General features: G+C 68.2%; 18 protein-coding genes. 14 read left to right on the forward strand and 4 right to left on the reverse strand.

Translation table 11 applies throughout. From position 1 onward, the window contains the following. Positions 1 to 56: 56 nt before the first annotated feature. The 4 genes from dnaE (at position 57) to AC1C2R_RS15315 (ending at position 6605) form a co-directional block, all read left to right on the forward strand. Positions 57 to 3590, forward strand: a complete 3534-nt coding sequence (gene dnaE / locus AC1C2R_RS15300) for a DNA polymerase III subunit alpha (protein ID WP_495380528.1) — start codon at positions 57 to 59, stop codon at positions 3588 to 3590. A 56-nt stretch (positions 3591 to 3646) separates the two neighbouring features. Then, the gene (hisD, locus tag AC1C2R_RS15305; RefSeq protein ID WP_495354238.1) at positions 3647 to 4954 is read left to right on the forward strand and encodes a histidinol dehydrogenase; all 1308 of its coding nucleotides are present in this window, start codon (positions 3647 to 3649) and stop codon (positions 4952 to 4954) included. Between the two features lie 78 nt (positions 4955 to 5032). Beyond that, complete coding sequence (gene nrdR, locus AC1C2R_RS15310) at positions 5033 to 5506, forward strand: transcriptional regulator NrdR (protein WP_495354237.1); 474 nt, start codon at positions 5033 to 5035, stop codon at positions 5504 to 5506. A gap of 40 nt (positions 5507 to 5546) precedes the next feature. Further along, positions 5547 to 6605, forward strand: coding sequence for a quinone-dependent dihydroorotate dehydrogenase (locus tag AC1C2R_RS15315; protein ID WP_495354236.1), 1059 nt, complete (start codon positions 5547 to 5549; stop codon positions 6603 to 6605). A gap of 18 nt (positions 6606 to 6623) precedes the next feature. Here AC1C2R_RS15315 and AC1C2R_RS15320 read toward each other — a convergent pair whose 3' ends face one another. Further along, complete coding sequence (locus tag AC1C2R_RS15320; RefSeq protein ID WP_495354235.1) at positions 6624 to 7682, reverse strand: App1 family protein phosphatidate phosphatase; 1059 nt, start codon at positions 7680 to 7682, stop codon at positions 6624 to 6626. Positions 7683 to 7788: 106 nt separating this feature from the next. Between AC1C2R_RS15320 and AC1C2R_RS15325 the strand changes: the two genes are divergently transcribed. The 5 genes from AC1C2R_RS15325 to AC1C2R_RS15345 all read left to right on the forward strand — a co-directional run bounded on the left by AC1C2R_RS15325 (position 7789) and on the right by AC1C2R_RS15345 (position 11704). Continuing rightward, entirely contained in the window at positions 7789 to 8451 is a 663-nt protein-coding gene (locus tag AC1C2R_RS15325; protein WP_495380529.1) for a TetR/AcrR family transcriptional regulator, read from the forward strand. A 91-nt stretch (positions 8452 to 8542) separates the two neighbouring features. Further along, positions 8543 to 9355, forward strand: a complete 813-nt coding sequence (locus AC1C2R_RS15330) for an ABC transporter ATP-binding protein (protein ID WP_495354233.1) — start codon at positions 8543 to 8545, stop codon at positions 9353 to 9355. Then, positions 9352 to 10041, forward strand: a complete 690-nt coding sequence (locus AC1C2R_RS15335; RefSeq protein WP_495354232.1) for an ABC transporter permease — start codon at positions 9352 to 9354, stop codon at positions 10039 to 10041. Before AC1C2R_RS15330 ends, AC1C2R_RS15335 begins: the two co-directional genes overlap by 4 nt. Then, on the forward strand, positions 10038 to 10781 hold the full coding sequence (locus tag AC1C2R_RS15340) for an ABC transporter permease (RefSeq protein ID WP_495354231.1): 744 nt from the start codon (positions 10038 to 10040) through the stop codon (positions 10779 to 10781). The genes AC1C2R_RS15335 and AC1C2R_RS15340 overlap by 4 nt, the downstream gene beginning before the upstream one ends. Next, entirely contained in the window at positions 10778 to 11704 is a 927-nt protein-coding gene (locus AC1C2R_RS15345; protein WP_495354230.1) for an ABC transporter substrate-binding protein, read from the forward strand. The genes AC1C2R_RS15340 and AC1C2R_RS15345 overlap by 4 nt, the downstream gene beginning before the upstream one ends. Here the strand turns inward: AC1C2R_RS15345 and AC1C2R_RS15350 are convergent. The 3 genes from AC1C2R_RS15350 to AC1C2R_RS15360 form a co-directional block, all read right to left on the reverse strand. Further along, positions 11701 to 12444, reverse strand: coding sequence for a DedA family protein (locus AC1C2R_RS15350; protein ID WP_495380530.1), 744 nt, complete (start codon positions 12442 to 12444; stop codon positions 11701 to 11703). The two genes, AC1C2R_RS15345 and AC1C2R_RS15350, sit on opposite strands and share 4 nt — an antisense overlap. Before the next feature lie 121 nt (positions 12445 to 12565). Beyond that, positions 12566 to 13501, reverse strand: coding sequence for a M56 family metallopeptidase (locus AC1C2R_RS15355; RefSeq protein WP_495380531.1), 936 nt, complete (start codon positions 13499 to 13501; stop codon positions 12566 to 12568). Positions 13502 to 13503: 2 nt separating this feature from the next. Next, entirely contained in the window at positions 13504 to 13878 is a 375-nt protein-coding gene (locus tag AC1C2R_RS15360; RefSeq protein WP_495380532.1) for a BlaI/MecI/CopY family transcriptional regulator, read from the reverse strand. Between the two features lie 110 nt (positions 13879 to 13988). Here AC1C2R_RS15360 and AC1C2R_RS15365 point away from each other — a divergent pair, with 110 nt between their 5' ends. Genes AC1C2R_RS15365 through pabB form a run of 5 tightly spaced genes read left to right on the forward strand, consistent with a single transcriptional unit; the run spans position 13989 to position 21171 of the window. Further along, on the forward strand, positions 13989 to 15401 hold the full coding sequence (locus AC1C2R_RS15365) for a cytochrome ubiquinol oxidase subunit I (protein ID WP_495380533.1): 1413 nt from the start codon (positions 13989 to 13991) through the stop codon (positions 15399 to 15401). A gap of 13 nt (positions 15402 to 15414) precedes the next feature. Then, positions 15415 to 16419: a cytochrome d ubiquinol oxidase subunit II gene (cydB, locus tag AC1C2R_RS15370; RefSeq protein ID WP_495380534.1), complete on the forward strand. Its 1005-nt coding sequence runs from the start codon at positions 15415 to 15417 to the stop codon at positions 16417 to 16419. 1 nt (position 16420) lies between these two features. Next, a complete protein-coding gene (cydD, locus tag AC1C2R_RS15375) occupies positions 16421 to 18067 on the forward strand; it encodes a thiol reductant ABC exporter subunit CydD (RefSeq protein WP_495380535.1) in 1647 nt (548 codons plus the stop codon). Beyond that, positions 18060 to 19787, forward strand: coding sequence for a thiol reductant ABC exporter subunit CydC (cydC, locus tag AC1C2R_RS15380; RefSeq protein ID WP_495380536.1), 1728 nt, complete (start codon positions 18060 to 18062; stop codon positions 19785 to 19787). The genes cydD and cydC overlap by 8 nt, the downstream gene beginning before the upstream one ends. A gap of 4 nt (positions 19788 to 19791) precedes the next feature. Beyond that, positions 19792 to 21171: an aminodeoxychorismate synthase component I gene (gene pabB, locus AC1C2R_RS15385; RefSeq protein ID WP_495380537.1), complete on the forward strand. Its 1380-nt coding sequence runs from the start codon at positions 19792 to 19794 to the stop codon at positions 21169 to 21171. Positions 21172 to 21194: the final 23 nt, after the last annotated feature.

Consider the following 21194-nt stretch of genomic DNA (forward strand, 5'->3'; position numbering starts at 1 on the left):
GCGTCACCCGGTCGCCGTAGACTTCAAGGACCCCCGAAACACACTCGCCATACACGATGAGGAGCCCAGTGGCCGCCGATTCCTTCGCCCACCTGCATGTGCACAGCGAGTACTCGATGCTCGACGGTGCAGCCCGGGTGGGGGAGCTCATCCAGGCGGCGAAGAACGAGGACATGCCCGCCGTTGCGATCACCGACCACGGCAACGTGTTCGGCGCCTACGACTTCTGGAAGCAGGCGACCGACGCCGGCATCAAGCCGATCATCGGCACCGAGGCGTACATCACGCCGGGCACCGCGCGCGGCGACAAGACACGTATCCGGTGGGGCAGCGGGGGCGGCGACGACGTCTCGGGCTCGGGCGCCTACACGCACATGACGTTGCTGTCTGAGACGACCGAGGGCATGCACAACCTCTTCCGTCTCTCGAGCCGGGCGTCGATCGAGGGCTACTACTTCAAGCCCCGCATGGACCGCGAGCTGCTGTCGATGTACTCGAAGGGACTCATCGCCACGACCGGATGCCCCTCGGGCGAAGTGCAGACCCGGCTGCGGCTCGGCCAGTACGACGAAGCGGTGAAGGCGGCATCCGACTTCCGCGACATCTTCGGCAAAGAGAACTACTTCGCCGAGATCATGGACCACGGTCTCGGCATCGAACGCCGCATCATGGAAGACCTGCACCGGCTCGCGAAAGATCTGGGCCTGCCGCTCGTCGCCACGAACGACCTGCATTACACGCACGCCGACGACGCCAAGAGTCACGCGGCCCTGCTCTGCGTGCAATCGGGCTCGACTCTCGACGACCCCAACCGGTTCAAGTTCGACGCCGACGAGTTCTACCTGAAGACCGCGGCCGAGATGCGGCACGTCTTCCGCGACTACCCCGAGGCGTGCGACAACACCCTGCTCATCGCCGAACGTTGCGATGTGCAGTTCAACACCAACGCCAACTACATGCCGCGCTTCCCGGTGCCCGACGGGGAGAGCGAAGACACCTGGTTCGTCAAAGAGGTCGACCGCGGACTGGCCGTGCGCTACCCCAACGGCATCCCGGCCGAGGTGCGCACGCAGGCCGACTACGAGGTCGGCGTCATCCTGCAGATGGGCTTCCCCGGCTACTTCCTCGTCGTGGCCGACTTCATCAATTGGTCGAAGAACAACGGCATCCGGGTTGGCCCGGGCCGAGGTTCGGGTGCCGGCTCGATGGCGGCGTATGCGATGCGCATCACCGACCTCGACCCCCTGCAGCACGGCCTCATCTTCGAGCGGTTCCTGAACCCCGATCGCGTCTCGATGCCCGACTTCGACGTCGACTTCGACGAGCGTCGACGCGGTGAGGTCATCAAGTACGTGACCGAGAAATACGGCGACGAGCGGGTCGCCCAGATCGTGACGTACGGCACGATCAAGGCGAAGCAGGCGCTCAAAGACTCGGGCCGCGTACTCGGCTTCCCGTTCTCGATGGGCGAGAAGCTCACGAAGGCGATGCCGCCCGCGGTCATGGGCAAAGACATCCCGCTCACCGGCATCTTCGATACGAAGCACCCGCGGTACAAAGAGGCCTCTGATATCCGGGCCATCGTCGAGACCGACCCCGAGGCGAAGACCGTCTTCGAGACGGCACTCGGCCTCGAGAACCTGAAGCGCCAGTGGGGTGTGCACGCGGCCGGCGTGATCATGTCGAGCGATCCGCTCGCCGACATCATCCCGATCATGAAGCGCGAACAAGACGGTCAGATCGTCACCCAGTTCGACTACCCCGCGTGCGAAGCCCTCGGCCTCATCAAGATGGACTTCCTGGGGCTGCGCAACCTCACGATCATCGACGACGCCCTCGACAACATCGAGGCCAACCGTGGCCACCGCCCGGTGCTCGAAGACCTCGCGCTCGACGACCAGGGCGCTTACGACCTGCTGGCGAGGGGTGACACGCTCGGGGTGTTCCAGCTCGACGGCGGGCCGATGCGGTCGCTCCTGCGCCAGATGAAGCCCGATAATTTCGAAGACATCTCCGCCGTCATCGCGCTCTACCGGCCGGGGCCCATGGGCGCGAACTCGCACATCAACTACGCGCTGCGCAAGAACGACCTGCAGGAGATCACCCCGATCCACCCCGAGTTCGAGGAGTCGCTCCGGGAGATCCTCGACACGAGCTACGGCCTGATCATCTATCAGGAGCAGGTCATGGCGATCGCGCAGAAGGTCGCCGGGTTCTCGCTCGGTCAGGCCGACATCCTCCGCCGCGCGATGGGTAAGAAGAAGAAGTCCGAGCTCGACAAGCAGTACGAGGGCTTCTCGGGAGGCATGAAGGCCAACGGCTATTCCGATGCCGCAATCCAGAAGCTCTGGGAGATTCTGCTCCCGTTCTCGGACTACGCGTTCAACAAGGCTCACTCTGCCGCCTACGGCGTGCTGAGCTATTGGACGGCGTACCTCAAGGCGCACTACCCGGCCGAGTACATGGCGGCACTGCTCACGAGTGTCGGTGATGCGCGCGACAAGCTCGCCCTCTACCTCAACGAGTGCCGGCGCATGGGCATCAAGGTGCTTCCGCCCGACGTCAACGAGTCGATCGGGTACTTCGCCGCCGTCGGCGAGGACATCCGATTCGGACTCGGCGCGGTCCGTAACGTCGGTTTCAACGTGGTCGAAGCGATCCGCAGTGCACGCGAGACGAAGGGCCGGTTCGAGTCCTTCCACGACTTCCTGAAGAAGTCGCCGCTACCGGTGGCGAACAAGCGCACGGTCGAGTCGCTCGCGAAGGCGGGCGCGTTCGACTCGCTCGGACACACGCGTCGCTCGCTCGTCGAGATCCACGAGGGCGCGGTCGAGTCGGTCGTCAAGGAGAAGCGTGCCGAAGAGGTCGGCGACTTCGGCTTCGACTTCGACAGCCTCTTCGACGACGACGAGCGGGATGCCGCGCCGTCGCTCGTGCCTGCGCGTCCCGAATGGCCGAAGAAGCAGAAGCTGGCCTTCGAGCGCGAGATGCTGGGGCTCTACGTGTCCGACCACCCGCTTGCGGGACTCGAGGCTCCACTCGCGAAGCATGCGTCGACCACCATCACCGATCTGATGACCTCGGATTCGACGCAGGATGCCGACACCGTCACGGTCGCGGGTCTCGTCACGAGCGTTCAGCACCGCATCGCGAAGGCCTCGGGCAACCAGTACGGCATGATCACGGTCGAGGACTTCTCGGGCGAGATCACGGTGATGTTCATGGGCAAGGCCTACCAGGAGTTCGCTCCCGGCCTGCAGGCCGATTCGATCGTGGTCGTGCGCGGGCGCGTCAGCATGCGTGACGACGGCCTGAACCTGCATGCCTACAGTGTGCTGACGCCCGAAATCGGTCAGGACGAAGAATCGGGCATCGTGAAGATCACGCTGCCCGACCAACGGGCGACGCAAGAGACGACCGAGGCGCTCCGAGACGTGCTCGTGCGTCATCGCGGGGAGACCGAGGTTCGGATCACGCTGACGAAGGGCCGCGTCGGTCGTGTCTTCGAGGTCGGGCAGTACCCGGTCAAGGTGACCGCTGACCTGTACGGCGAGCTGAAGAGCCTGCTCGGCCCGAACTGCCTCGTGTGACGTTCGCCGCCTGACGAAAGCGGCGTCGCCTGCCCGACGCGTAGGCTGGAATGATCATGCTGCGCACCATCGATCTCCGTGGAACCCGTCCGACGACCGCAGGGCTTCTCGCTCTCGTGCCGCGGTCCGCGACCGACGTCTCGGCGGCGCTCGACGCCACTCGTTCGATCATCGACGAGGTGCGCGAGCGTGGCGAGGCGGCACTGCTCGACCAGGCCGAACGGTTCGACGGCGTTCGGCCCACGGCGGTGCGAGTGCCGGCCGATGAACTCGCCGCAGCGCTCGACGGGCTCACCCCCGAGATCCGCTCGGCGGCGCTCCAGACGATCGATCGGGTGCGCGCTGCGAGCGAGGCGCAGGTGCCGGCACCGCAGACGACCGAGCTCGCGGCCGGTGCCGTCGTCGAGCAGCGCTGGCAGCCCGTCGCCCGAGTCGGTCTCTACGTGCCGGGCGGCAAGGCCGTGTACCCGTCGAGCGTGATCATGAACGTCGTGCCGGCACAGGTCGCCGGGGTTCGCTCGATCGCGCTCGCATCCCCAGCCCAGTCCGCGTTCGGTGGGCGCATCCACCCGACGATCGTCGGCATCGCGGCGCTCCTCGGCATCACCGAGGTCTACGCCATGGGCGGCGCCGGGGCGATCGGTGCATTCGCGTACGGCGTCGAGGGCATCGGCCTCGAGCCCGTGCAGCGTGTCACCGGGCCCGGCAACGTCTACGTGGCAGCGGCCAAGCGCCTCGTGCAGGGCGTCACCGGCATCGACGCCGAGGCCGGTCCCACCGACATCCTCGTCATCGCCGACGACAGCGCCGACCCTGAGTTCGTTGCGGCCGATCTCCTGAGTCAGGCCGAGCACGACGAGCTCGCAGCAGCCGTACTGGTGACCGACTCGCCCGAGTTCGCGGCGCGCGTGAGCGAGCGCCTCGAGGTTCGGGCGAACGCCACCAGACACAGCGTGCGCGTGCGCCAGGCGATCGATGGTGCGCAGTCGGCACTCGTGCTCGTCGACGATCTCGAGCAGGCCGCAGACTTCGCGAACGCCTTCGGTCCCGAGCACCTCGAGATCCAGGTGCGTGACGCGGATGCCACGCTCGCACGCATCGAGAACGCGGGCGCGATCTTCGTGGGCGCGTTCTCACCCGTCAGCCTGGGTGACTACGCGGCCGGCTCGAATCACGTGCTGCCGACCGGTGGTCAGGCGCGGTATGCGTCGGGGCTCTCCGCGGCGACGTTCCTGCGGCCGCAGCAGGTCGTGCGGTACGACGAGGCGGCACTTCGCGTGGTCGCTCCCGTCATCGCTGCACTCTCGGCCGAAGAAGATTTGCCTGCACACGGGGAAGCGGTCTCGGCGCGCTTCGAACGATGAGACGAGTGCGCTGACGTTCGCGGTCGGGCGGCCCAGCGGGGAGCACGCGCGAACCGCCGCCGCTAGGCTTGGGGCACCATGTACTGTCCGTTCTGCCGCCACCCCGATTCCCGCGTCATCGACTCGCGCACGAGCGATGACGGACTCTCGATTCGACGCCGACGCCAGTGCCCCGAGTGCGGACGCCGGTTCTCGACCACCGAGACCGCGAGCCTCGTCGTCATCAAGCGTTCCGGCGTCGTCGAGCCATTCAGTCGAGAGAAGGTCGTGCTCGGTGTGCGGAAGGCCTGTCAGGGTCGCCCTGTGACGGATTCCGATCTCGCGATGCTCGCGCAGAAGGTCGAGGAGACCATCCGCTCCACCGGCGCGTCGCAGCTCGAAGCGAACGACATCGGCCTCGCCATTCTGCCCCCGCTCAGGGAGCTCGACGAGGTCGCGTACTTGCGATTCGCGAGCGTCTACCAGGCCTTCGATTCGCTCGATGATTTCGAATCGGCGATCGAACAGCTTCGCGAGGAGCACGGCCGGCTTCCGGCTCGTCCAGTCGAGTGACGTCGGTCGGTTGCTCGCACTCCGATAGCCTGAGTGCGGCATGTATCGACTTCTCTTCTCCGTCTTCCTGTCTCGCATGGACCCTGAAGACGCCCATCACCTCGCATTCCGGGTAATCCGTGCGCTGCCCACCCTGGGGTTCGGAAAACTCGTCGAGCGGATGACCGCGCCCGATCCGTCGCTCGTCGTCGAGACGCTCGGCCTCCGATTCCCGTCGCCGTTCGGCGTCGCGGCCGGCTTCGACAAAGACGGCCTCGCCGTGCGTGGTCTCGGCCAGTTGGGATTCGGGCACGTCGAGGTGGGCACCATCACCGCGATCGCCCAGCCCGGTAACCCCCGGCCGAGGCTCTTCCGCCTCGTCGGCGATCGCGCCCTCGTGAACCGCATGGGATTCAACAACGGCGGGGCGGATGCCGCGGCGGGTCGCCTCTCGCGGCTGTCACGCCGCCGCGATCGCCCGGTGCTTGGCGTGAACATCGGCAAGAGCCGGGTCACCGAGGTCGAAGACGCCGTCGCCGACTACGAGCGGAGCGCCCGCGTGCTCGCGCCCTTCGCCGATTACCTCGTGGTCAACGTCAGCTCGCCGAACACCCCCGGACTCCGAGGCTTGCAGGAGATCGACTCGCTCGCCCCACTGCTCGAGTCTGTGCGTGCGGCCTCAGGAGACACCCCGCTGCTCGTCAAGATCGCTCCCGACCTCGCCGACTCGGAGATCGTGCGCATCTGCGAACTCGTGCAACGGCTCGGGCTCGACGGCATCATCGCGACGAACACGACCATCTCCCGCGCAGGCCTGCGCGCGGCGGCATCCGTCATCGATGCCATCGGGGCAGGGGGGCTCTCGGGCGCTCCACTTGCGGCCCGCTCGCTCGAGGTGCTGCGGGTCATTCGCGGGCAGGTGCCTGCTGAACTCTGCGTCGTCTCGGTCGGCGGTGTCGAGACCGCGGCCGACGTGCAAGACCGGCTGGACGCCGGCGCCACTCTGGTGCAGGGCTATTCAGCGTTCATCTACCGCGGGCCGCTCTGGGCGCGCCAGGTGAACCGCGGGCTCGCGAGGTTCGCACGCGACCGCCGCAACGCCCTCGCTGCACGCGTCTAGGCGCCGCAGGTCACTGCACTAGAGCACGCCGATCTCGGCGAGCTTGTCGGCGATCGTCGATCCGTCGCTCGCCGACACCCACGGCACACCCGCAGCGTGCTGCTCGCCTTTGGTACGACCGCCCGCGAGCACCGCCTCGCCCTTCGAGAGGCGCCGGATCGCGATGGCGGCCACCCGGCCAGGATGCTCCGCCGCGAAGCGCTCGTAGAGCTCCTCATCGTGCTGGCCGTCGTCGCCGATCAGCAGCCAGCGCATCTCGGGGAACTCGTCTGCGAGGCGTCGCAGGTTCTCTTCTTTGTGTTCGCGGCCGCTTCGGAACCAGCGGTCGTGCGTCGGACCCCAGTCGGTGAGCAGCAACGGGCCCGCGGGATAGAGATTGCGCGACAGGAATCGTGTCAGCGTCGGGGCGACGTTCCAAGCGCCCGTCGAGAGATAGATGACGGGCGAGCCCGGATGCGACCTGACGAGTCGTTCGAAAAGCACCGCCATGCCGGGCGTTGGGATGCGCGCGTGCTCGTCGAGCACGAAGGTGTTCCAGAATGCAACGAACGGCCGGGGGAGTGCAGTGACCATCACGGTGTCGTCGACATCGGAGATGATGCCGAAGCCGACATCGGGGCCGACGATCCAGATGGGCGCTTCGACGACCTCGGATCCTTCGGTGCGGAGGGTCACACGATGCCAGCCCGGTTCGAGCGACACCGGCACCTTCGTGTCGACGACCCCGCCACGGTCGGCGAGAACCTCGACCCGTTGACCGGCGACCTCGATGACCACGGGCACGTCGCCGACGGGCACGCTCGTGAAGCTGCGCCATCCGCGAATGCCCTGTTCACCCCGGCGGCGTCGACGCTTGGACCGCTCGTTCGGGTCGACCGGGCGACTGAGCAGGACGCGGCAGAACACACGCACCCACTGGGTCGAGCCGTATCCGGTGTAGGGCACCACGGTGGGAACATGTCCCCGGCGTCGCGCCCAGCGTTCGCGGATCTCGTGGGCCCAGTCTTCGAGGCGCGCAGCACGATGCCGGACCTGGCGCTCTCGGGATCCGGCCGGAAGGGGGGAGCTCGCCGGCATCCACTCAGTCTGTCATGCGGGGGTGTCGCGCCGCGAAACGCGGCCGCGGGTGGTCGGAGCGCGCACGCGGCTCCCGGTAGAGTGGACGCGCACCTGAGGAGGTTCCGTGCCGAATGTCGACCTGATCCTGGGGGCCGATCCGAGCCGGAGGCGCTCGATCCGCACCGAACCGACGCAGCGACGCAGTACGCAGCGACTCGACGCGCTACTCGATGCCGCCGCCGAGATCGTCGACGAGTCGGGCTTCGAGCGGCTGACCACGCAGATGGTCGCCGAACGGGCCGGAGCGTCGATCGGCACGGTCTACCGCTATTTCCCCGACCGTGTCGCGGTGCTGCACGCACTGCGCGAGCGTTCGATCAGGCGATTCCGGGAACGGGTCGCCGACGACCTGGCGCGCACCGAACTCGCAAGCTGGTGGCAAGTCGTCGACGTGGCGCTCGACGCCTGCGCTGCGATGTACCGCGACGAACCCGGTTTCAGTGTCGTGCACGCGGCGCAGCGCGAGATCGCCGACGACGATGTCGAGCCCGAGTTCGCCCACCGCATGGCACGGGTGATCGATGCCGAGTTCGGCGGCGATGCCGACCAGACGGAGCTCCGGTTCCGACTCGGTGTGGCGATCGAACTCGGCGACGCGCTCATCAGCCGCGCCTTCGAGCGCGCGGCGGCCGGCGACGAGCGCTACCTCACCGAGGCGAAGCGCCTCGTGCACGATTATCTCGCTGAACACCTCGGAGAAGCCCGCGCCGCCAGCAGCGCCGCCTGACGTGCACCGGGGCGCGTGCGTTGCCTCTCCGCCCGAATGGTGTTTGGCTTGAAACCGCGCCGGGCGAACGCCGGGCCAGGGATGAGGCAGCATGATCGAGTTCCGAGGCGTCACGAAGCAGTTCCCCGACGGCACGGTCGCGGTGGCGGGAGTGGACATCGTCATCCCGCCGCGCAAGACGACGGTGCTCGTCGGGTCCTCGGGGTCGGGCAAGACGACGCTCCTGCGAATGATCAACCGAATGGTCGACCCGACTTCGGGCCAAGTGCTCATCGACGGAACGGATGTCGCGACCCTCGATCCCGTCTCCCTTCGCCGCGGCATCGGCTACGTCATGCAGAACTCCGGTCTGCTGCCGCATCGCAAGGTGATCGACAACGTCGCGACGGTGCCGCTGCTGCGCGGTGAGAAGAAGCGCGAGGCGCACGCGCACGCACTCGAACTGCTCGATACGGTCGGACTCGATCGCTCGCTCGCCGACAAGTACCCGAGTCAGCTCTCGGGTGGGCAGCAGCAACGGGTGGGCGTCGCCCGCGGCCTCGCGGTCGACCCGAACATCCTGCTGATGGACGAGCCGTTCGGTGCGGTCGACCCGATCGTGCGCGCCGAGCTGCAGCAGGAGTTGCTGCGCCTGCAGGGCGAGCTCGGCAAGACCGTCGTCTTCGTGACCCACGACATCGACGAGGCGTTCCTCCTCGGCGACCAGGTCGTGATCATGCAGCACGGCGGCCAGATCTCGCAGGCGGCGTCTCCGGCCGAGATCCTCGCGAACCCGGCCGACGAGTTCGTCGCGGACTTCGTCGGCGCGAACCGCGGCAAACGTGCCCTGCACCTGACCGAGGTCGATGGGCGCCGGCTCGTCGTCGACGCCGACGGTCGCCCGGCTGGAGTGCTCGCCTCGTGAACTGGCTCTGGTCGAATCTCGACCTGGTCGGCGAGCTGACGCTCACGCACCTCGCATTGTCGGTGCCCGCGATCATACTGAGCTTCGTGGTCTCCGTGCCGATCGGCTGGGTCGCCCACCGCTACCGATGGTCGCGGGGGGTGTTGCTCGCGCTCTGCGCGCTGCTCTACGCGATTCCGTCGCTCGCGCTCTTCATCGCCCTGCCGGCGCTCACCGGTCTCGTGCTGCGTTCGCCGGTCAACCTCGTGATCGCCTTGACGCTCTACGGTGTGGCCGTCATCGTGCGCACCTCGGCCGATGCGTTCGACTCGGTCGATCGCGACACCCGCCAGTCGGCCACCGCGGTCGGGTATTCGCCGGCCGGCCGGTTCTGGGGCGTCGAGCTGCCGCTGGCCGGCCCCGTGCTGCTGTCGGGGCTTCGGGTCGTCGTGGTCAGCACCGTGAGCCTTGCGACGGTGGGTGCGGTGATCGGCGTGCGGAGCCTCGGCACGCTCTTCACCGACGGTTTCCAACGCGACATCCAGATCGAGATCTTCACCGGCATCGTCGCGACGATCGTGGTCGCCCTCGTGCTCGATTGGCTCTGCGTGGTCGCCGGCCGGCTGCTCATGCCGTGGTCGCGCACCGAAACAGCGAGGTCCCGCACCTCGTCGGCCGCGCTCGTGAAGCAGGCGGACGCCGCATGAACTTCATCCTCGACGGCATCGGCTGGATCCTCGACCCGGCGAATTGGGTCGGCGTCGGCAGCATTCCACAGCGCCTCTGGGAGCACGTGTGGATCTCGGCCGTCGTGCTCGTCATCGCCTCGGTGATCGCACTGCCCATCGGAGCGTTCATCGGACACACCGGCAAGGGTCGAGAGCTCGCAGTCAGAGTCTCGGGCGGGCTCCGAGCGTTGCCGACCCTCGGCGTGCTGACGCTCTTCGGCCTCTGGATCGGCATCGGTCTCGGCGCTCCGATCATCGCCCTCGTGATTCTCGCCATCCCGCCGCTGCTCGCGGGCGCCTACGCCGGATTCGAGTCCGTCGATCGGCGCACCATCGACGCGGCGCGCGCCATGGGCATGCGCGAATCGCAACTCATCGGCAAGGTCGAGGTGCCGCTCGGCATGCCGATCATCGTGGGCGGCATCCGCTCGGCGACGCTGCAGATCATCGCGACGGCGACGCTCGCCGCCTACATCGCCGATGACGGACTCGGCCGGTTCATCTTCGCCGGGCTCAAAACGCGCGACTACGCCGAAATGCTCGGCGGCTCGATCCTCGTCATCCTCCTCGCCCTCATCGTCGACGGCATCTTCGCGATCACGCAACGACTCGTGGTGCCCGCCGGCGTGCGTGCGACGCGAACCAGAGAGCTCCGCTCGCGGCCGACCCGGCCTCGAGCGGTCGTGGGGCAACCCATCATCGAAGGGAATCGAGAATGAACACAGCAGGAAAAGGCCGGCTCGCTGCCCTGGCAGCAGTCGCGGTCGGGGCGACAGTGGCCCTGGCAGGGTGCGCGTCGGGCGACCCGCTGGACAGCGGATCGGGAGGCGGCGACGCTTCGTCCGAGACGATCGTCGTCGGCTCGCAGGACTACTACTCCAACGAGATCATCGCCGAGATCTACGCGCAGGCGCTCGAGGAGAACGGCTACACGGTCGACCGGCAGCTCCGCATCGGACAGCGCGAGGTGTACATCCCCGAGATCGAGAGCGGGGAGATCGACGTCTTCCCCGAGTACACGGGTAACCTCCTCCAGTTCTACGTGCCCGACACCACCGCCACGACGAGCGACGACGTCTACGCCGAGCTCGAGACGTCGCTGCCCGAGGGCCTCCGGGTGCTCGACCAGTCGCCGGCGACCGATCAGGATTCGTACAACGTCACCAAGGAGTTCTCCGAGGCCAATGGCGTGACGAGCCTGGCCGATCTCGCGAAGGTGACGACTCCGTTGACGCTCGGCGGCAACTCCGAGCTGGAGACGCGTCCCTACGGTCCCGAAGGGCTGAAAGAGGTGTACGGCGTCGAGGTCGGGTTCACGCCGATCGAAGACAGCGGCGGCCCGCTGACCCTCAAGGCACTCATCGACGATCAGGTGCAGCTCGTGAACATCTACAGCGCCGACCCGAACATCAAGGCCAACGACCTCGTGACCCTCGAAGACCCCGAAGGTCTCTTCCTGGCGTCGAACGTCGTGCCCGTCGTCAGCGAGAAGGTGACCGACGAGATCGCGGAGGTGCTCAACACCGTAAGCGCCGCACTCACCCCCGAAGACCTCGTCGCGCTCAACTCGCTGAGCGTCAACGAACAGCAATCGGCCGACGAGATCGCGAAGAACTGGCTGGCCGAGAAGGCCCTCTTCTAGCGATTCGCGTCGAGATTCGAGGGGTCGGATGCTGCGGCATCCGGCCCTTCGCCGTCGATGGGCGCCGCCGAATCGTCGATGGGCCCCATAGCATCCTTCGTCGTGGCCCCCATGTGCTTCGACTCGGAACGCACCAAGAGCTTCTTCACGCCCCAAGCTGCGATCAGGAATACGGCGATGACTCCGACGAACAGGTAGCCGGCCCAGTGCAGTTCGCGGCTGAGCTCGCGGTAGCTCCCCGCCGCCAGCCAGCCGACGGTGACATAGGCGAAGGCCCAGATGACGCTCGCCGGAACCGTCCAGGCCATGAAGCGCCGGTAGCGCATCGAGCTCATGCCCACCGTGAGCGGGATGAGCGAGTGCAAGACGGGCAGGAAGCGGGAGATGAACACCGCTGGTCCGCCGCGGCGCTCGAGATAGCGCTGGGCGCGATCCCAGTTCTCGTCGCCGATCTTGCGCCCCACCCACGAGTGGTGGATGTGCGGCCCGAACCAGCGACCGAGGGCGAAGCCGATGCTCTCGCCGACGAGGGCGCCGACGATGACGGTGATCGTGAGGGCGAAGTACTCGCCGAGCCCGTCGACGGCCGTCGACGCCACGATCACGATCGTGTCGCCGGGTACGACGAGGCCGATCAGCACCGAGGTCTCGAGGAGCATCCCGAGCCCGGCGAGCAGGGTGCGTGCGATCGGGTCGACAGCCTGGACGGTGTCGAGGATCCAGTCGAGGATCTCGTTCATCGTTCGAGCGTAGCGAGGGCCGCCGCGCCGTCGCATCAGTCTGCGGGCTGATTCCGGGTCGCCGGAACCCGTACCGTGGTCGGGGTCGACGGAACGCTCCGCAGTGTGTGCGCGGCCGGTGTTACGAGAACGGGCCGAGAGTGGCGAGCAGCGACACGATCGGAATCGCGATGATCGCCGCTGCCACCACGACCACCAGGCCCCGGAGCGCGACACTCGGCTGCCGGTCGGTCTCGCCGAGGCGGGACAGCCGTGCCTCGAGCATCTCGGCGTCGGGGATCACGCCGCCGGACTCGGCGTAGGTCCCGGGTTCGCCGCCGCTGCCGACCTGCAGCATCGCCCGGCGGAGTGCGTCGTCGCCCGCTGCTCGCCGTGCCTGATCGTCGGCGAGCATCTCTGCGAGCAGCGCGACCGAGCGCTCGGCGCGGTTGGCGATCGGGAACCAGGGGAGTGCGCTGTGCCAGGCGCGGAACGCGAGCAGCACGAGGTGATGCAACTGATCGAGATGCGCGCGCTCGTGGGCGATGACGGCGCGCAGCTCCGACTCGTCGAGCGCGTCGATCAGGCCCTCGGTGAGCACGGTGGCTGTGCGGATGCCGGGCACGCAGTATGCGAGTGGCAGGGGATGGGCGAGCACCCGAGTGCGCGGTTCGCCGGGCATCGGATCGCCGAGGATGTCGATGAGCTGGTGCTGGCGGCGGCGCTCACGTTCGGCGCGCACGGCGGTGAGCGCCAGGTTGAGCGCGAGGTGCAGGGTGAGGCCCGCGGCGAGGGCGAGGGCGGCGATGTGCGCCACCCCGAATGATGGTGGGATCGGCCCGGCGAACAGGTGCGGGAGGAGTTCGCCTGCCGCGGCGAGCAGCGAACCCGCCGGGGAGGCGCCGAAGATCAGCAGGCTGCCGATCATCGAAAGCCCGCCGCCGAGGGCGATGGCCTGCCACAGGGCGAGTGCGATCGCGGGTGATCGGGAGGGCCAGGCTGCCCGGGAGAGCACGACTGGAATGGGCCAGGCGAGCAGGAGCGCGAACCCGCCGAGCAGTGCAGCGACGGCGAGCATGGTCAGGATTTGGAGAGCTCGTCGAGGAGCCGTCGCAGCGTGGCGGCCTCGCCGGCGCTCACGGTGCCGACGAAACGAGCGAGGGCCGCGTCGCGGTCGCTCGAGCGATCGAGCACCTCGTGCATGAGCTCTGCGGTGTGCTCTTCGCGGGTCAGGAGGGCTCGGTAGCGATGCGGCCGGGTGTCGCGTGCGCGGGTCACGAAGCCCTTGCGCTCGAGGCGCGACAGCACCGTGAGCACCGTCGTCGTGGCGACGGCGCGGCCGGGCTCGCCATCGCGGAGCGCGAGCGAGTCGCGAAGATCATTGGCCGTGAGCGCGGTGTCGCGCGACCACAGCACCTCCATCACGGAGCGCTCCAGTTCGCCGAGACTCGCCATGCCTCCAGACTACCGTCCGCGAGCGAAATGTTCTACGCTCTGTAGAAGAGAGTTCTACGCGATGTAGAACAAACGATGGTCGCTTGCGATCGCGTGTGAAAGGGGCATCCTTGAACGAGCTGCTCGACCCGCTGCTCCTCGCCCGATGGCAGTTCGGGCTCACGACCGTCTACCACTTCCTCTTCGTTCCGATCACGATCGGCCTCGCGACGTCGGCGGCCATCTTCCAGACCGCGTGGTACCGGACCGGCAAGCTCGAATTCCTGCGCATCACGCGCTTCTTCGGCACGATCTTCCTCATCAACTTCGCCATGGGCGTCGTGACGGGCATCGTGCAGGAGTTCCAGTTCGGCATGAACTGGTCGGAGTACTCGCGATTCGTCGGCGACGTCTTCGGCGCACCGCTCGCCCTCGAAGGACTGCTCGCGTTCTTCCTCGAAGCGACCTTCATCGGCATCTGGATCTTTGGTTGGAATCGCCTGCCGAGGGCCTTGCATCTCGCGAGCATCTGGATCGTCGCGGTCGGCACGATCCTGTCGGCGTACTTCATCCTCGCCGCGAATGCGTTCATGCAGAACCCGGTCGGCTTCCAGTTGAACGAAGAGCGCGGGCGTGCCGAGCTCGTCGACATCTGGGCGCTCCTGACGAACCCCGTGGCGCTCGCCGCCTTCCCGCACACGATCGCAGCGAGCTTCATGGTCGGCGCCGGCCTCATCATCTCGGCTGCCGCATGGCACCTTGCGCGCAATCAGCATCTTGACACGATGCGGCCTGCGCTGAAGTTCGGCCTCTGGACGATGGTGGTTGCGGGCGTGCTCACGGTCGTGTTCGGCGACCAGTTGAGCCTCGCGATGGTCGCAACGCAGCCGATGAAGATGGCCGCAGCCGAAGCCGCATTCAACACGGTCTGCGGCGCGGATGCCTCGTTCTCGCTCTTCACGCTCGGCACACCCGATGGATCGAGCGAGCTCTTCTCGATTCGAGTGCCGTACCTGCTGTCGCTCCTCTCGACGCACAGCTTCGACGGATGCGTCGAGGGCATCAACGACCTCCAGGCCCAGTATCAACTGCTCTTCGGACCCGGCGACTACGCGCCGATCCTCTGGGTGACGTACTGGTCGTTCCGTTGGATGATGGGCCTCGGGTTGCTGCACATCTTCGTCGCCCTCGTCGGCTTGTGGCTCACCCGCAAGGGTCGTATGCCGAAGCAGGCATGGGTGTGGAAGGCCGCGGTCTGGAGCTTCCCGCTCTCGCTCGCCGCGATGATCTTCGGCTGGGTCTTCACCGAGATGGGCCGGCAGCCCTGGATCGTCTTCAGCCAGCTCTTCACCGAATCCGCGGTGTCTCCGAACGTCTCCGGTCTCGACGTGCTCATCTCGCTCATCGCCTTCACCCTGATCTACGGCGCCCTGGCGGTCGTCGAGTTCAAACTCGTCATCCGCGCGATCAAGAAGGGCCCGCCGGAACTCGCGGAACCCGACCCCGAGACCGGGCGCGTCGAACAACCCACCACGGTGTATTAGGAGGAATGCGCACATGGATCTCTCGGTGCTCTGGTTCTGGATCGTCGCCTTCCTCTTCGTCGGCTACTTCGTACTCGACGGCTTCGACTTCGGCGTCGGCATGTCCCTGCCGTTCCTCGGCAGGGACGAGACTGACCGTCGCGTGCTGATCAACACGATCGGCCCAGTGTGGGACCTCAACGAGACCTGGGTGATCGTCGCAGGCGCCTGTCTCTTCGCGGCGTTCCCCGAGTGGTACGCGACCCTTTTCTCCGGGTTCTATCTCGCCCTCCTCCTGATCCTGCTCGCGCTCATCGCTCGCGGTGTCTCGTTCGAGTACCGCCACCAGCGTCCCGAAGCGGCGTGGAAGCGACGCTTCGACTGGATGATCATCGTCGGCAGCGCGGTGCCTGCGCTCCTCTGGGGTGTCGCGTTCGCGAACATCGTGCAGGGCGTGCCGCTCGATGCCGACCACAACTACATCGGCAGCTTCCTCGACCTGCTGAACCCGTACGCGCTGCTCGGTGGAGTGACGACACTGCTCTTGTTCTTCACGCACGGCGTGGTGTTCGTTGCACTGAAGACCGACGGCGATATCCGCGACCGGGCACGGCGGCTCGCCACGAGGGCCGGTGCGCTCACCGTGCTCGTCGCGGCGTGCTTCCTCGTGTGGACCGGTTTCGCATTCGGCTCCACCTGGTTCTGGATCCTCGCTGTCATCGCCGCGATCGCGCTCATCGGCTCCTGGGTTGCGAACGTTCGCGGAGCCGAGGGGTGGGCGTTCACACTCATGGCCGTCACGATCGCGGCCGCCGTGTTCGCGCTGTTCGCCTCGCTCTTCCCCGACGTCATGCCGGCCTCGAACGATCCGGCGAACAGCCTGACGATCGCCTACGCTTCGTCGACGCCGTACACGCTCACGGTCATGACGTGGACCGCGGTGATCTTCCTTCCGCTCATCCTCGCGTACCAGGGCTGGACCTACTGGATCTTCCGCAAGCGTGTGATGCGCGCGCACATCGAGGCGGCGGCGCACTGACGTGAAACCTCTCGACCCGAGGCTCGTGCGACGTTCGCGGGCGGCGCGCCGGTTCCTGCTCGCGGGCGGCGTGCTGGCGTTGGTCCAGGCGCTTGCGATCATCGCGTTCGCCTGGGCGCTCGCGACCCTCGTCGCCGGGATCATCGGCGGAACGGCCTGGGCGGATGCCACTGCGCCACTGACCGTCCTCGCCGCTGCGGTCGCGGCTCGCACCCTCGCCGCCTGGCTCTGGGAGTGGACCGGATCAGCCGGTGCGATGCGTGTGAAGGGCGAGTTGCGCACGCAACTGCTCGCCGGGATCGAGCGCCGCCCGGGCGGGCTGCCCGGATTCCCGACCTCGCGCATCGCCACGTTGCTCGGCCCCGGACTCGACGCACTCGACGAGTACTTCGGGCGGTACCTGCCGCAGCTCGTGCTCACCGCCGTCGCGACGCCGCTCCTGATCGCGGCGGTCTGGATCACGGACTGGCTGTCGGGGCTGATCCTCGTGATCGTTCTCCCGCTCATCCCGGTCTTCATGGCGCTCATCGGTCTGGCGACCGAGGCCGTGCAGCGTCGCCAGTGGACGAGCCTGCAGTCCCTCTCGCGCGGTTTCCTCGAGGTCGTCGGCGGCCTGTCGACGCTCATGCTCTACGGCCGGGCCGAGCGGCAGACCCGGCGGATCCGTCAGGTGACCGACGACTACCGCGTGCACACCATGAAGGTGTTGCGCGTCACCTTCCTCTCGAGCTTCACCCTCGAACTCGCGGCCAGCCTCTCGGTGGCGCTCGTCGCCGTCTCGATCGGCCTGCGGCTCGTCGCCGGTGACATGACGCTCGCTTCGGGGCTTCTCGTGCTCGTACTCGCCCCCGAGGTCTTCTTGCCACTGCGAAACGTCGGAGCGGCATTCCACGCATCCGCCGCGGGCGTCGAGGCATCACGAGATGCGTTCGACCTCTTCGAGGCTACGGATGCCCCGGAGCACGAGGAGCAGGAGGCGCACGAGTCGTTCGCTCCCGTGACCGGCGGCGCGGGCCTGCACGTGCGGGGACTCGGCGTGCGCCTCGACGATCGCGAGATCGTCGGCGGGCTCGACTTCGATGCGGGGCCGGGGGAGATCCTCGCCCTCGCCGGGGAGAGCGGCGTCGGCAAGTCGAGCGTGCTCCGGGCGCTGCTCGGCTTCGTTGCTGCTTCGGGGAGCGTCACACTGGACGGCGCCCCGTTCGACGCGGGTGAGCGGCCGTCTGATCGCGGCCGGCTCGCCTGGGCCGGACAGACGCCGACGCTGCTCGCCGGAACTGTCGCGGCGAACGTGCGGCTCGGAGACGAAGACGCCGACCAGGCGCTGCTCGGCGAGGCACTCCGACTCGGGGGCGTCGACGTCGCCCCCGAGCTCGAACTCGGGGCGGGCGGTTCCGGGTTGTCCGGAGGCCAGTCGCAACGGGTCGCGACAGCCCGGGCGGTGCACCGCCTCCTCGCCCGCGGCGCGTCGCTGCTGTTGCTCGACGAGCCGAGTTCGGCACTCGACGAGCGGCGGGAGGCCGAACTCGTCCGACATCTGCGGGAGATCGCGGCGCAGGGGCGCACCGTTGTCGTCGCCACGCACCGCCCGGCCCTCCTCGCCGCGGCCGACCGCGTCGTGACCCTCACGGCGGTGGCGCATGTCTGATCGCACACGCTCGGTGATGCGGCGCGCCGTGCCGCGGCCCAAGCGGCTCGCGCTGCCGGTGCTGCTCGGGGTCGCCTCCGCCGCATCGACGATCGCGCTGCTCGCCTGCTCGGCGTGGTTGATCGCGCGCGCGGCTGAACAGCCGCCGGTGCTCTACCTCCAGCTCGGCATCGTCGGGGTCCGGGCGTTCGCGCTCGGCCGCGCCACGTTCCGCTACCTCGAGCGTCTGACCGGCCATGACGCCTCGTTCCGGCAGCTCGCGAGCATCAGGGTGGGCATCTTCGAACGGATGCTCCCGCTTGCACCCGACGGGCTGCGCACCAGCCGTCGCGGTGAGCTGCTCTCGCGGTTCGTCGGCGATGTCGACGAACTGCAGAACGTCACCCTGCGGGCTGTTCAGCCGGTCGTGAGTGCGGTGCTCGTGCTCATCGCCGCGGTCACGGCGCTGGCATTGCTCGCACCGGCGGCCGCCGTAGCCGTCGGCGTGGTTCTCGTCATCGGACTCCTCGTCGCACTCCTGGCCGAGCGCGCTGCAGCGGGCCGGGCCGAGCGTTCGATCGCGCCTCTGCGCGGCGCGCTGCAGGCGGCGGTCGTCGACCACGTCCAGGCGCTCGACGTGCTCGTCGCCTTCGACGCAGCGAGCGATGACCGGTCCCGCATCCGGGCGATCGGCGCAGACCTCGAGCGAGCCACCCGCACCCGAACGGCGTCGGCCGGTGCGGCTGCGGCGGTCGTGACGGCCATCGGCGGCTTCGCAACGCTCGCGAGCCTGCTCGTGGCCTGGCCGATATTCGCAGCCGGCGGAATCGACGGGCCCGAGTTCGCGGTGCTCTGTCTCGTGCCCCTCGCGATCGCCGAAGTTGCCGGCGCCATCCCCATCGGGCTGGCCGCCTGGCGGGTCGCGCGCGTCAGTGCGGCGCGGGTCGCCGACGTCGTACCCGATTCGGTGCCGCCGGAGATTCCCGTCCCCCCGGCAGCTCCGTTCGCGGTTCGGTCGGAGCTCCCCGATGGCCGACGGCAGCCCGATCGGTCCGACGCGGGAGCAGGTTCGCGCGTGGGGCCGCCGGCGATCGAGCTCCGCGAGATCAGGGCGTCGTGGCCCGGAGGGCCCGCCGCCCTCGACGGACTCGATCTCACGCTCGCGCCGGGGGAACGGCTCCTCGTGCAGGGCGAGTCGGGCTCGGGCAAGACGACGCTCGCACACGTCCTCGTGCGCTTCCTCGAGTACCACGGTTCGTACCGGCTCGACGGAGTCGAGGCGCGAGCGCTCGACCCCGTCGACGTGCGGCGCACCGTCGGCCTCGTCGAACAGCGACCGTGGCTCTTCGACGAGGACATCAGGCAGAACCTCCTCTTCGCACGCGAGACGGCGAGCGACGAGGAGCTGATCGACGTGCTCGATCGGGTCGGTCTCGCCGATTGGGTCGCCGAACGCGGCGGCCTCGACGCGCGGGTGGGGGAACGCGGCACGCTCGTCTCCGGAGGACAGGCGCAGCGCATAGCCCTCGCGCGGGCGATGCTCGCCCGATTCCCGGTGCTCGTGCTCGACGAGCCGACCGCGAACGTCGACCCCGACCGGGCCGACGCGCTGCTCACCGAGATGCTCGGCGCGGCCGGAGCGGAACGCAGTGTCGTGCTCATCGCGCACGCCGGCGTCGACCCCGCGCTGGTCGATCGTCGCATCGAGATCAGCGACGGGCGGGCAGTCGACCTAGGCTGAGGGGATGCCCCGCCGCATCCGGAGCCTCGCGCTGGCGAGCTGGCGCGACCCCGCGCAGGTCTTCAGTGCGTTCGCCTCCGAGGCGCACACCGCCGTGTGGCTCGACGGCGGCCCCGGTGCGGAGGCCGGCTCGAGCATCATCGCCTGGGCGCATGGCGACAGCACGCTGCTCGTGGGGGATGCCCCGCCCGCCACGGTCTATGCGGCACTCGGCGCTGCGCTCGGCGGTGAGGTCGTCGATGCCCGTGCCGAGGTCGCCTCGCCGTCTCCACTCGGCTGGATCGGATGGTTCGGTTACGAGTTCGGCACCCGCACAGCGGGCCTGCCGTTCGATCGGGCAGAGACGCCGGATGCTGCATTCCTCTTCGCTGATCGTGCGATCGTGTTCGACCATGCCGCCGGCTCGGTGCGGCTCGAGTGGCTCGAAACAAGCGACCCCGCCGCAGCGTCGGAGTGGGCGCAGCGTGTCGCCGAGGCATTCGCGCTGCTGCCCGCTGAGGCGAACGCGGAAGCCGAACCCCCGCCGTCCCCGGCATCCGCACGGCCCGCATCGCGCTGGCGCCACCTCCCGGCCGACTACGCGCGCCTGATCGCGGCATGCCAAGCCGCGATCACCCGCGGCGACGCGTATCAGTTGTGTCTCACCAATCGCATCGACATCGACGTCCACCCTGATCCACTCGCGGCCTACCTGCGGCTTCGCCGCACGAGCCCGAGCCACCACGGCGGTTACCTGCGATTCGGCGACACCGCGCTGCTCAGCGCCTCGCCCGAGCAGTTCCTGCGCGTCGAATCGAGCGGCTCGGTCTCGACGAAGCCCATGAAGGGCACCCGGCCGCGGAGCGCGGACCCGGTGCTCGACGAGGCGCTGCGTCGAGACCTCGTCGAGAGCGAGAAGGAACGCGCCGAGAACCTCATGATCGTCGACCTCATGCGCAACGACCTCGGACGCGTCGCCGAGCTCGGCACCGTCGAGGTGCCGGTGCTCCTCGACTTGGAGGAGTACGCCCACGTGCACCAGCTCGTCTCGACGGTCACCGCGCAGTTGCGACATCCGCTCACTGCGCTCGATGTGGTCGAGTCGGCGTTCCCGGCCGGCTCGATGACGGGAGCGCCGAAGCACAGCGCGATGACGATCCTGCACGAGCTCGAAGCGGGGCCGCGTGGCGTGTACTCGGGGGTGTTCGGGTATCTCGGGGTCGACGGCGGCGCCGACCTCGCGATGGTGATCCGCTCGATCGTGCTGACGCCGAAGGGTGCGAGCGTCGGCACGGGAGGGGGCATCACGGCGTTGTCGGTCGCGGCCGAGGAGATCGAGGAGACGCGCATCAAGGCGAGGGCGCTGCTCGCTGTACTGGGCGCGGATCTGCCGGTCGCAGAGTGAGTAGGCTTGATCTTCGAGTGCGC

The organism is Agromyces sp. Y182, assembly GCF_059445385.1.